10 protein-coding genes are annotated in these 12,932 nt (G+C 39.6%); 6 read left to right on the top strand and 4 right to left on the bottom strand.

The annotated features are described in order from the left end of the window. Positions 1-388: 388 nt before the first annotated feature. Positions 389-1,876, bottom strand: coding sequence for a catalase (locus tag R2B77_RS14695; protein WP_203248818.1), 1,488 nt, complete (start codon positions 1,874-1,876; stop codon positions 389-391). A gap of 401 nt (positions 1,877-2,277) precedes the next feature. Here R2B77_RS14695 and dacB point away from each other — a divergent pair, with 401 nt between their 5' ends. Then, positions 2,278-3,762, top strand: coding sequence for a D-alanyl-D-alanine carboxypeptidase/D-alanyl-D-alanine endopeptidase (gene dacB, locus R2B77_RS14690; RefSeq protein WP_203248819.1), 1,485 nt, complete (start codon positions 2,278-2,280; stop codon positions 3,760-3,762). Between the two features lie 120 nt (positions 3,763-3,882). On the opposite strand, the gene ilvA is transcribed toward dacB, so the two are convergent. Further along, positions 3,883-5,151: a threonine ammonia-lyase IlvA gene (ilvA, locus tag R2B77_RS14685; protein ID WP_203248820.1), complete on the bottom strand. Its 1,269-nt coding sequence runs from the start codon at positions 5,149-5,151 to the stop codon at positions 3,883-3,885. 107 nt (positions 5,152-5,258) lie between these two features. Further along, positions 5,259-6,158, bottom strand: coding sequence for a diacylglycerol/lipid kinase family protein (locus R2B77_RS14680; RefSeq protein WP_203248821.1), 900 nt, complete (start codon positions 6,156-6,158; stop codon positions 5,259-5,261). Between the two features lie 222 nt (positions 6,159-6,380). Between R2B77_RS14680 and R2B77_RS14675 the strand changes: the two genes are divergently transcribed. Together R2B77_RS14675 and R2B77_RS14670 are read left to right on the top strand one after the other, a co-directional pair. After that, on the top strand, positions 6,381-7,121 hold the full coding sequence (locus R2B77_RS14675; protein WP_203248822.1) for a DUF2161 domain-containing phosphodiesterase: 741 nt from the start codon (positions 6,381-6,383) through the stop codon (positions 7,119-7,121). Between the two features lie 152 nt (positions 7,122-7,273). Further along, positions 7,274-8,974, top strand: coding sequence for a methyl-accepting chemotaxis protein (locus R2B77_RS14670; RefSeq protein WP_203248823.1), 1,701 nt, complete (start codon positions 7,274-7,276; stop codon positions 8,972-8,974). A gap of 83 nt (positions 8,975-9,057) precedes the next feature. Here R2B77_RS14670 and R2B77_RS14665 read toward each other — a convergent pair whose 3' ends face one another. Then, positions 9,058-9,987: an urea transporter gene (locus R2B77_RS14665; RefSeq protein ID WP_203248824.1), complete on the bottom strand. Its 930-nt coding sequence runs from the start codon at positions 9,985-9,987 to the stop codon at positions 9,058-9,060. A gap of 206 nt (positions 9,988-10,193) precedes the next feature. On the opposite strand from R2B77_RS14665, the gene R2B77_RS14660 reads away from it, so the two are divergent. The 3 genes from R2B77_RS14660 to R2B77_RS14650 all read left to right on the top strand — a co-directional run bounded on the left by R2B77_RS14660 (position 10,194) and on the right by R2B77_RS14650 (position 12,836). Beyond that, the gene (locus R2B77_RS14660; RefSeq protein ID WP_203248825.1) at positions 10,194-11,057 is read left to right on the top strand and encodes a transporter substrate-binding domain-containing protein; all 864 of its coding nucleotides are present in this window, start codon (positions 10,194-10,196) and stop codon (positions 11,055-11,057) included. Between the two features lie 20 nt (positions 11,058-11,077). Then, complete coding sequence (locus R2B77_RS14655) at positions 11,078-11,758, top strand: amino acid ABC transporter permease (RefSeq protein ID WP_322555739.1); 681 nt, start codon at positions 11,078-11,080, stop codon at positions 11,756-11,758. 109 nt (positions 11,759-11,867) lie between these two features. Continuing rightward, positions 11,868-12,836 (top strand): proline dehydrogenase family protein, encoded by a 969-nt coding sequence (locus R2B77_RS14650; RefSeq protein WP_203248826.1) that lies wholly within the window; start codon positions 11,868-11,870, stop codon positions 12,834-12,836. Positions 12,837-12,932: the final 96 nt, after the last annotated feature.

Genomic DNA, 12,932 nt, shown 5'->3' with positions numbered 1-12,932 from the left:
CTTGACATATTACCACTGGGCTAAAAAAATAATCGATTGTACTCTATCTATTCTATCTATAATTGACGAAAAAGTCAGTATAATTGTCGGAATCTTTATTAATATAGGGTAATAGGTCTAATATTTTCACGTAATTATGGTCGTTTCTGCGAAATTTCAATTTTCGCGCGATTTCCCCGGAAATACTCATCATTTCTTGGAAATAAAGAGTGATGTAAACTGAAAGGGGAACTCTTTTTGTATCTGAACTACCGATTTCGAAAAATAGCCGACCAATTTTGTAATCTGGCCAACGCTAACTTCAAACTGTGCTTTCAAACGTAAACTTGCTAACCACATAATAAAAGGAGTAGCCGCATCGGGCTACTCCTTTTATAGAACAAATTATTTATTTTGCTTCGAATGTTGCGGCTGCTTCGACTTCGCTCCAAGCGATACCAAGTGCATCAGCTACACCTTTGCCGTAAGCTGGATCTGCTTTGTAGCAGTGTGTAATATGACGAAGTTGGATATGCTTGTCAACGCCTTGCATATTACGTCCCGTGTTTTCAAACAACACTTTCTGTTGTTCCGGACTCATCAAGTTGAACAATTTACCTGGTTGCTCGAAGTAATTGTCATCGTCTTCTCTAAAGTTCCATTGATCTGCTGCACCAAATAGATCGAGTGCCGGATCTTTGTAGCTTGGTTGTTCTTGCCACTCACCATAGCTGTTTGGCTCATAATGCATTCTGCTGCCATGATTACCATCGACACGCATAGCCCCATCACGGTGGAAGCTGTGGACTGGACATTTTGGTTGGTTGACCGGAATTTGGTGGTGGTTTACGCCTAAACGGTAGCGTTGTGCATCGCCGTATGAGAATAGACGTCCTTGTAGCATTCTGTCTGGTGAGAAACTAATACCTGGTACAACGTTTGCTGGTGTGAAAGCAGCTTGCTCTACTTCAGCAAAGTAGTTTTCTGGGTTACGGTTTAGTTCCCATTCGCCAACTTCGATAAGAGGGAAGTCTTTTTTGTACCAAACTTTTGTGAGGTCAAACGGATTGTAAGGCATGTTGTTTGCTTGTTCCTCTGTCATCACTTGGATATACATTTTCCATTTCGGGAAGTTACCGTTTTCGATGTTGTCGTAAAGGTCGCGTTGATGGCTCTCGCGGTCTTTACCAACAACAACTTCAGCTTCCTGATCTGTTAGGTTTTCAATGCCTTGTTGTGAACGCATATGGAATTTTACCCAGACACGTTCGTTCTGTGCATTGATCATACTGAATGTATGACTTCCAAAACCGTGCATTGTACGGTATGAACTTGGTAGTCCACGATCACTCATGACAATTGTCACTTGGTGGAGTGCTTCAGGCAGTGATGTCCAGAAGTCCCAGTTGTTATTAGCGCTACGCATATTCGTGCGTGGGTCACGTTTAACAGCGTGGTTCAAGTCAGGGAATTGCATCGGATCCCTAAAGAAGAAGACAGGTGTGTTGTTTCCAACGAGATCCCAGTTTCCTTCTTCTGTATAAAAGCGCATAGAGAATCCACGAATATCACGTTCTGCGTCAGCACCACCACGTTCACCAGCAACTGTTGAAAAACGAACGAACATATCTGTTTTTTTACCAACTTCAGAGAAAATTTTAGCTTTTGAATACTGTGAAATATCATGTGTGAGGGTAAATGTACCGTAAGCTGCTGAACCTTTTGCGTGCATACGACGCTCAGGAATTACTTCGCGATCGAAGTGAGCAAGCTTTTCTAGCAACCACACATCTTGTAATAAGATAGGTCCTCTTGGGCCTGCTGTCATCGAGTTTTGGTTGTCTACGACAGGTGCACCAGCTGCAGTTGTTAATTTTGGTTTTTGATTTTCAGTCATTTAACGTCACTCCTCAGATTGTTTTAAATCTTACATGATAATGATAACAAATAAAGAATAGTTATACCAATAAAATAGACTCGTATTTATAAAAATACCTTTTTAATTGAGAAAAAATATAATCTAAGTGAGAGAAAGTATTAAGAAAAGCATGTGTTAGCCTATATAATAAGTTCCACATATCTATTCAAAATCTACGTTAAGGATACCATAACATCTACTTTTTTTGCAAAATTCTAAAATTGTAAACTTTGAACGAAATCCACCTAAGGCTTTAACTAAATTCAGTAATTGGATTTAAACTGAAAGCGGGGCATTAGTATTAGGGATAAGGACTTTTGATGAATCAAGTTAAATGCTACACTATTATCATATTTAAGTTTTGAGGGGAGAGTGGAATTTTGTTGCGACGGAAACTTGTAAAAGTACTTCTTGCATTCTTACTAGTATTGGGAACGATTTCTATATTTTTAACAGAGCATTCAACAGCTCATGCAGCAATTGCTTATGAAGATTTGCAAAGCTCCATCGATGCCATTCTATTGGATAATAGGATGAAGGGTGTTGCAAGCAGTGTAGCGATTCGCAAAGCATCCACCGGAGAAATCATTTATCAATCTAACGCAGATCAAGCCATTACACCGGCATCGACATTGAAAATATTGACAGCGGCAGCAGCGCTGGAAACATTGGGTGAAAATTATCAATTTAAAACTGAAGTGTTGACGAATGGAAAAGTGGCAAAGGGGATATTATCGGGTAATCTCTATGTTCGTGGGACAGGCGATCCAACGTTGTTAAAAAGTGATTTTGACCGTTTAGCTACCCAACTAGCTAAACGAGGTGTGAAAAAGATTACCGGTGATTTAGTGGGGGATGATACTTGGTTTGATACGGTTCGTTTATCACCGAGTATTGATAAAATGGACGAGTCCTATTATTATGCGGCGCAAATCTCTGCTCTAACGGTTTCCCCGAACACTGACTATGATGCAGGGACAGTTATTGTAGAGGCAAAGCCGACTACGCGTGGGAAAATGCCTAAAGTCACGTTGACACCGGCAACAGCTGTTGTTCAAGTTATCAATCGTGCTAAAACGGTGCCAAAAGGTTATAAAAATACAGTGAAGATTGAGCGTCAGTACAAAACAAATAAAATTGTTATCACGGGTAATGTACCCATTGGTTCTACTGGCAAGAAAGAATGGGTAACAGTGTCCAATCCGACCGCCTTTGCACTCGATGTTTTCAAAAAATCATTAACTGCGAAGGGAATTACATTTGCTTCTTCATCCAAAACGGTTCGCGGTAGAACACCGATGAATAGTCAAGTGTTGGCTACCAAAAATTCAATGCCGCTAAAAAGCTTAATGCGACCATTTATGAAGCTTAGCAATAATTCGCATGCGGAAGTATTGGCGAAATCGATGGGGAAAGAGCGATACGGAGAAGGAAGCTGGGATGCTGGCCTTCAAGTGATGCAGGATTATGCACAGTCGATTGGGTTAAATACGAAGGAGTGGATATTTGAAGATGCTTCGGGCATGTCACATGCTAATAAAATCACTTCTTCACAATTAACAGAATTACTGTATCAAGTGCGTACAGCACCGTGGTATGGCTCGTTCTTGCAGGCATTACCAGTTGCAGGGGCACCTGACCGTTTTATTGGAGGCACATTAAAAAGTCGTTTAACAACCGCACCAGCAAAGGGGAATGTATTTGCCAAAACAGGAAATTTGAACAAAGTTAGTGCGTTGGCAGGTTATGCTCAAACCTCAGATGGGGAGTTACTCATTTTTAGTGTGCTAACACAAAACCAAACGACCAGCACAATACCCATCTTAGATCGCATCGCGACTATCATTGCAAGTTCTAAAAAATAAATTACGACTCGGCGTAATTATACCTAACGCTTCGTTTTCAGTACATGTTCATTTGCTGAATAAAAATAAAATAACCCCGGTGATCAACGATTTTTTTTCTACGCTGATTACCGGGGTTATTTAGATGAGTAAATCAAATAATGTGCTATCTTTGTTAACTTCTTTAAAGGGGAAGCCGCAGTCATTCATTCGCTGAACGAGACCGTGATAATCTTCTTTTCGTTTGATTTCAACGCCGACAAGTCCCGGACCGCTTTCCTTGTTATTTTTCTTCGTATATTCGAAAGTTGTAATATCGTCATCTGGTCCAAGTACCTCATCCAAAAATTGGCGTAAAGCTCCTGCACGCTGTGGGAAATTGACGATGAAGTAATAAAGAAGACCTTCGTACAGTAAGGATTTTTCCTTGATTTCTTGCATCCTACCAATATCATTGTTACCCCCGCTAATGACACAAACAACCGATTTACCTTTAATTTCATCTTTGTAAAAATCGAGTGCTGCGATCGGTAAGGCTCCAGCTGGTTCAGCAATAATCGCATACTCATTGTACAAACTCAAAATCGCTGAGCAAACTTTTCCCTCAGGGACAAGTATGATATCTTCCAAATACTTGTTGCAAATTTCATACGTAAGTCGTCCTGCACATTGTACTGCAGCCCCATCTACAAACTTATCAATTTTATCGAGAACAGTGACTTCTCCATTAGTAAATGCAGCCTTCATACTACCAGCACCTTCGGGCTCTACACCAATCATACGTGTATGAGGAGAAACACTTTTAATGTAAGTACTTAAACCTGCCATCAAACCTCCGCCACCAATACTTGCGAACACGAAATCGAGAGGCTCTTCAATATCATTCATCATTTCAACTGCAACTGTTCCTTGTCCTGCGATGACATCGTAGTCGTCGAAAGGATGGATGAAGATTCGATCATTTTCACTCGCGTATTTAGTAGCGTGAGCAGAAGTGTCATCGAATGTATCACCGACTAGTACAATATCAACGACATTTTTACCGAACATTTTTACTTGGTTAATCTTTTGTTTAGGCGTCGTTTGCGGCATGAAGATTTTTGCGTCAATCCCTAAATGTGCACAGGCATAGGCAACGCCCTGTGCGTGATTTCCTGCACTTGCACAGACGACACCTTTTTCACGTGCTTCTGCCTCAATGCTTTGAATTTTATAGTAGGCGCCACGCAGTTTGAAAGAACGTACATGCTGCAAGTCCTCTCTTTTGACATATACATGACAATCGTATTTTTCAGATAATCGTTCATTTTTTTGCAATGGTGTATGGGCAACGACATCTTTTAATAACTGGTTGGCAACCAGGATTTCTTCGACATGAAAGGTTTTAGGTTCTGTGTGAGTAAGATTCATAGTTTTGTCAATAACCTCCGTTAATCATTTGAACATTTTTAAATCATAACACAACATTCTAACAATTAACACTATAGTGTTTGAAATAATGAGAAATAACTAGGCCATTATGTTGTGAGGACAAGTGTTAGTGCTCGTTCTTGAATCGTAATGCGTAATGGGTTGGAGGTGATAATTTCTCCATCTACAATGACAGCAACGCTTCGATTTGTATAAATGTCAACTTCTTTTCCTTCAATGTAAGTTACCCCTTTATGAAGAATTGGTTGTCCACGAAGTAAAGCCGGAAAAAGCTGAAAAAGAATCTTCATACGTCCGACGTCGTGAAGCATTGTCAGATTGAGAATTCCGTCTGACGGTGACGCTTGGGGACAAACAACTAGTCCACCTCCATAAGAAGATGTATTGCCACACGCAATAAGCCAAGGAGTTTTCAACGTGTAGTTTTCACCGTCAACTGTCACGTTACTTGAAAATGCTTGAAAGGATAGTAATTCTAATACAGCAGCAATGGGATAGGCGAGGGATCCGATTCCAAGCTGATTCAAAAATGGCTTATACCAAGATTGATTGACGCGTTGGCCAATCGTGGCATCGACACCAACACCGGCAACAGTTATACCAAGTCTTCCATTGATATTGAGTAAATCGATAGTTTTTGTTCGATATGTAACCAATTGAGCAACGAATTGGGCTGGCTTGCTTGTTAGTTTGAATATACGCGCTGTATCATTCCCTGAGCCAGCTGGTAGGATGGCTAAAGATATCTTCGTCCCGGCGATGGATTGAATGACAGAACCAATCGTTCCATCCCCGCCAATAACTGCAATGACCTTGGGGGTATAAATTTGTAGTTGCTGTGCGATAAAACTTTGTGTGTCTATTTCTGCACTGCTCATCAGCACGCGATAGTCTATGTTTTGTTGCTGTAATATTATTGCTGTTTCCCTCCATAATCTAGCAGCCTGGCCTTTACCGGCTTCAGGATTGACAATAAAAACATACATTTCATCACCTCATTTCTATTCTCTTAGTTTATCATATGGAGAAAAAGAGAGATGTTTATCTACGCTAGCTTATTCAAAAGAGTCTTCAGGTTATTAGCTTTGCATTAGGTACAGGCAATAATGGAGATAGTAACTAAGTTTCATATGTACTATTATTGCGAAAAAATGTTTGGTCTTATAGAATTCAATGTGGATAGTGACAAAAGGATGTGCATCGTGCCGATGAAAAAACAAGAAAAAAAACGCTATGAAGTCGATTTATATCAACCTGTTAAAGATTATTTCATCAATGAAGGATATGAGGTGTATGGAGAAGTAAATCATTGTGATGTGGCCGCGGTGAGAGAAAGCGAGCTCGTCATTATAGAGTTGAAATTGTCGCTGACGATTGATCTGCTTATCCAAGCGACTAAGAGACAGCGTTTGACGAATCAAGTTTATATTGCTATCCCGAAACCTACATATAGCAATCGCTCGAGGAAGTGGAAGGATAGTTGTCATTTGATCAGGAGACTAGAGTTAGGTCTGATTACAGTTGAATTTCTCGAAGATGACGTTCAGATAAAAATCATACACGAACCAGCTTCTTTTGATCGAAAAAAAAGTATGCAGCGTAGCCAGAAGAAAAGGAAGAATATGTTGTCTGAAATCAAGGGAAGAACGGGTGATTACAATACGGGTGGAAGCAGTCAAATGAAAATTGTTTCAGCCTACAAGGAGAATTCTATTCATATCGCCTGCTGTCTTTTGGCTAACGGACCGCTCTCTCCAAAATTATTAAGAGGAATGGGGACGGGTGAGAAAACTTTGTCTATTCTATCAAAAAATTATGATGGTTGGTTTGATAAGATTAGAAGAGGGATATACATGTTAAGTAAGAAAGGAGAAAATGAGTTGAAAGCATTTCCTAATCTTACGGCGTATTACAATGGAATAGTATCTGAAGCTTGTCGAGAAGAATAATCCGTTTTTATTGCCTGATTATCCCGAAAATAGTATCATGTTCATCAAAACTCCACAACTTAGTGCTTTGTTTCTACTACGAACTATAGTATTATAGAATTTTAGTCTAGGTAATATGATCCTAGTTGTGAGTAGGGTAGGGGGAAAAAATGATGAGGAATACATTAACGGTCCAGCTTGGGGCAATTATTATAGGAATTATGTTAGCGATGTTAGCGATTACATCTGTAGCAACTTATAAAACAGCTTATGATAAATTATATGACGCGGCAGGAATTGAAGCATATGGTTGTGCGAATATTACTACAGGATTATTAAATCCAGATGATGTGAAGAAAATGCTTGATGGTGACCTTCAAATGATGGACGAGGTTGGCAAACAATTGAATTGGACGATTGAACATAAAGACATTTTTGAGACGCAATATATACTAGATTTGAATGGTCAAATTCTTGCACTAGACGATAACTCGCGTGAAAAAGGATTGAAGCCAGGTGATTCAGTCCCGATGGATGAACAAGCGATTGCTATGCTATTGGAAATGAAGCACTCGACGTATTCCGAACTATACGAATTTAAAGGAATGGAACGCTTATCCGGCTATGCTCCAATATTTGAGAACCATGATCCAACTGGAGAAATTATAGCCATTAGTGTGATTGATTTCGACGGAGCGATTGTGGGAGAGCGAACATGGGATGTTGTACGAAATGGCATACTGATTAGCTTAATCCCAATGATTTTGGCATCGCTTGTTACGCTGTTCCTAATTAGAAGGAAAACAAAGTCGATATCAAATCTAATTGCACATGCAAAAGAAATTGCCGATGGAAATCTTGCGATGAAGGATACGGTAGTCAAGGGCAATGATGAAATTGCTGATCTTGGAAATACGTTGAATATCATGACGGCGAATTTACGCAATATGATTGGTACAGTGCAAAACACCGCAACTCATTTGACACAAAACTCTCTTGAAACAGTTGCATCATTGAATGAAATGCAGATGTCTGCCCAGCAAGTTGCACATAATATGGGTGAAACAGCAGCTTCAATCTCCGATGGGACGACGAATGCGGAGCATGCAGCATCGATCTTGTCATCACTTGCTAACGATCTTCAAGACTCTAAAGTGAAGGCAGAACAAAATGTGGAAAACTCTCAACAGACGATGCAGATTGCTAGGGAAGGTCAACAGCGTGCCAATGATATTAGTAGTGATATTGGGAAAATTCGAACGTCATCTCTAGAGGTAGGTAGCACAATTCAGAATCTCATTGGATCTACAACGAAAATTCAAGATATTACAGGTTCGATTGCAGGTATTGCAGCACAGACGAACTTACTTGCTTTAAACGCATCGATTGAAGCGGCACGTGCTGGTGAACATGGTAAAGGATTTGCAGTAGTTGCAGAAGAAGTACGAAAACTTGCAGAACAGTCAAACAAAGAAGTGCTGGAAGTGGAACAACTAGTACAAAATATTATGGAAAGTATTGGACAAGTGGTCATTTCTACATCAGAAAGTACAAAACTTGTTGAATCTGGAACAGAAACAGTTCGTTTAACAGCACAATCTTTGAGTAATATCTCGACAGCTGTTTCAGAAACCGTTGAAGAAATTAAAATAATTTCAGGATTGATGACAGCCGAGGCAGAGAATTCAAATCGTGTTGTGTCACTCATCAATCAACTGACACAATCGATTCACGTCATTGATGACTCAACAAATAATATCTCAGCTGCTGCTGAAGAAACGTCAGCCTCAATTGAAGAAATTACGATTCGATCAGGTGAAACGAGTCAGATGGCGCAGGAACTTGAAAAGGTAGTCAGGCAGTTTAAATTGTAATGAAGAAAAGCTAGCGTACGGTTCCTAGTTATTGCAAAACACCCTCACAAATTATTCCTATTGTGAGGGTGTTTCATTATAAGTTATAAACTCTGTAATATTGCTTTCCGAATCACCAAAAATAACCAAGTGCTAATAATGAAAGGCGATGTTAAGACAGGAAGCCCTAATGGGTATAGTAGCAAGTCCATCCCAGCTGAAATCGGTACGGTTGTTGCTGCAGCAAATATAGCGACAAGTGGGAAATGGCGCTTGTCGTCGAATAACAGTCCTACGGCAATCACTGTCAATACAGCGTTATAATTATAGAGACCTAAATCGAGTAATTCTGCATCTACCCCCAGCAAAAAGGCCGTTAACCATGAAATGAAAGTCCCCCCAACAGCATAGACACCGAATCGCCAACCAGCTACAAACAGGGCAATCAGAATAAGTGAGCCTGCCCACAGTGAATCGATGATAAAGACTTCTCCGACTCCTTTAATCAAACCAAGAAAGAAATTAGGGGTTCCCTCAACGGGCAGATTCCATTTGGCAGGGGATGACGCAACAAACTCCGGATTGATATGTAATCCTTTGATCGTATAAGCGGCAAGAAGACCTATCCATGTCACGATAATAAAAGGAATGGTGAGAACTGGGATTCCCCATTTTTTTAAATATTTCGAAAGATATAACATCAGTACTGCAGCTATAATGGCCGAGATAGGTGTAATGAGCATGCGCCAGTTGTTTTGTAGAAATAACATAACTGCCATTCCGCATAGTAGAGAATTGAAACTGTAGAACCCTTGATGAATAGCTGGTTTGTCACCGTCAATATAATGTCCAGTCAATGTCCCAATAATCGATGAGATAAATGCCATTAAACCGAGTAGCGGTGAATGGATTGTAATGCCCAGTAGAATAATCGCTCCCGAGAGGGCATTTTCTATTAACATCACTTGAGAGAATCCTTTTAATGAAGCTAGAAAAAGATTTTCAACTTTTTTAATATTGTAGGATTGCCTCATCTAGTTTATATCTCCTTTCATTCGTTATTATTGTTTGCCAATATATTGCAAATAATCAACTATGAAATCTCTTGAATAAACGACCAATTCGTAATAATCCGGAAATATAAACAAAAGGCAAAAGAGTTACATCTTCTTTCGGAATACATTATAATTTTCAATGGACAATTATTTGTACCATACTATTTTTATAAAGGAGAATACATATGACAAAAGTTCGTCACCTTCGTCACATCACCATGTTTTTAACAATGCTCTTAGCAATACTTGTTCTCGCTGCTTGTGGATCAAGTACGGGGAACGATACGAACAAGGAAAAAGAAAATTCCTCAGTTTGGGATAAAATCACCGAAAACGGTGAAATAGTTGTGGCGACATCGGGTACACTCTACCCAGCCTCTTACCATGATAGTGAGTCGAATGAATTAACAGGCTATGAAGTTGAAATTATGAAAGAGCTTGGTAAACGTTTAGAATTGGATGTTAAATTTGTGGAGATGGGCCTAGACGGAATGCTTACATCTTTAAATAGTGGACAAGTGGATCTTGCGGTAAATGATATTGAAATTACAGAAGAACGTCAAGAGAAATTCACTTTTTCTGAGCCTTATAAGTATTCATATGGGACAGCCATAGTCCGTAAATCGGATCATTCTGGTATTGAATCCCTAGAAGATTTAAAAGGGAAAAAAGCAGCTGGGGCTGCAACGTCTGTTTATATGCAAGTGGGACGTGACTATGGTGCGGAAGAAGTCATTTACGACAACGTGACAAATGATGTCTACCTACGTGATGTGGATTTGGGACGCACGGATGTTATTTTAAATGATTACTATTTGCAAAAATTAGCACTTGCTGCATTCCCGGAATTTGAAATTATGATTCACCCAACGATTAAGTATCACCCAAATGTCCAAGCAATTATTATGAAAAAAGATAATGAAGCATTATTGGAGCAAGTAAATAATGCGTTAGCAGATTTGCATGCTGATGGAACGATTACTGAACTGTCGAAGCAATTTTTTGGTGGAGAAGATGTTTCGGTTGAACAAGATTTTGATTTTGAGTAACTCGAAAGGCGGTTTGTAAGGTGGGAGCGATTGAATGGGGCAACATCTTCGACTTACAACTGGCTATAAAATCGTTACCTTATATTTTGCAAGGAATTGGCTATACTATTCTTATTTCGTTCGGGGGCATGGCAAACGGCCTTGTCATAGGATTTATCCTTGCACTTGGACGTGGTTCCAAATGGCGCATCATCAGGTGGCCCGCACGTCTATTCATTTCCTATATGCGTGGAACACCCATGTTAGTGTTTTTATTTCTTCTTTACTTTGGCTTGCCCAATATTGGTATCCAGTTCTCCGCAGTTACAGCTGCTTTAATCGGCTTTAGTCTACATTCATCAGCCTATATGGCTGAAATTAATCGTTCTGTACTAAATTCGGTTGGGAAAGGCCAATGGGAAGCCGCTACTGCACTAGGAATGTCGTACTGGCAAACGATGTGGTCGATTATTTTGCCTCAAGCGACACGAATTGCTATCCCACCGTTATCAAATGTGCTATTAGATCTTATCAAAGCTTCTTCTTTAGCCGCCATGATTACGGTCCCTGAATTGTTTCAGCGGGCAAAAATTGTTGGGGGAAGAGAATTCGACTATATGACAGTTTATATTCTTGTCGGCTTTGTTTATTGGGGTATTAGTGTGCTTGTCGAGGTGTGGCAAAACTGGCTTGAAAAACGCTTTACCTTTAGTCGGAAATGACTGAAGATGGGGAACGATCGTATGCAAAAGTGGTGCATGTTTTGTTGTAAAAATTCGGTGAAGGTATGTTATAATTAATTTTATAAAATAGTAATGAGGAGTTAATGACATGCTAAAAGATATCTTTATGGGTTTATCACAAAACCAACTTTTGAATGGTGCTGCTAAAAAGTATGGCCTGAAACTGGGCGCACAAAATGTCGTAGCAGGAACGAACGTAGAAGAAACGATTCAGAGCATTAAAGAACTGAACGCCCATGGAATATCTTGTACGGTCGATAATCTTGGGGAATTCGTTTTTGAAAAGTCAGAAGCAACAGCTGCGAAAGAACAAATCCTAGCAGTTATTGAGGCGATTCGTGAACATGGTGTTGATGCACATATTTCGTTAAAACCTTCACAGCTTGGTTTAGATATCGATTATGATTTCTGCTTAGAAAACTTGAGAGAAATCGTTAGTAAAGCATATAGCTATGATATTTTCGTTAACTTTGATATGGAAGATCATGCACGTTTGCAGCCTTCTTTCGATATTTTGGAGGAGCTTTCAAAGGACTACAATAATGTTGGGACAGTAATTCAAGCTTATTTCTTCCAAGCGGAAGAAGACCTTCAGAAGTATAAGGATTTCCGTCTTCGCATTGTAAAAGGTGCATATAAAGAACCTGCGAGTGTAGCGTATCAAGAAAAGCAACAAATCGATGAAAACTATATCAAATTAATTGAGTGGCATTTATTGAATGGTAAATTTACGTCCATTGCCACACATGACCATAACGTTATTAACCATATTAAATTGTTCGTGAAGCAAAATAATATACCAAATGATAAGTTTGAATTCCAAATGCTATATGGGTTTAGAAAAGATATGCAGCTTCAATTAGCAAAAGAGGGCTATAACTTCTGTACGTATGTGCCATTTGGTCAAGACTGGTACGGCTATTTCATGCGCCGTCTTGCAGAAAGACCGCAAAACTTGAACCTTGTTGTGAAACAAGTTTTTAACAAGAAAACGAACACGATGATTGGACTAGCGGCAGGAGCATTTGCACTAGGAAGATTGACGAAGAAAAAATAAGTTGTAAAATAAAAATGTAGGGGCTGTCCGAAAAGTCAAAATGACAAATCGGCAGCCCCTTTTCCGTTATAAAGAAGATGATTTCCGTTCCGGTGG

It is taken from the genome of Sporosarcina beigongshangi (genome assembly GCF_033485195.1).
In the GTDB taxonomy this organism is placed as follows: Bacteria; Bacillota; Bacilli; order Bacillales_A; family Planococcaceae; genus Sporosarcina; species Sporosarcina beigongshangi.
The sequence above is the reverse complement of the archived record's forward strand: the minus strand, read 5'-3'. Positions and strand labels throughout refer to the sequence as shown.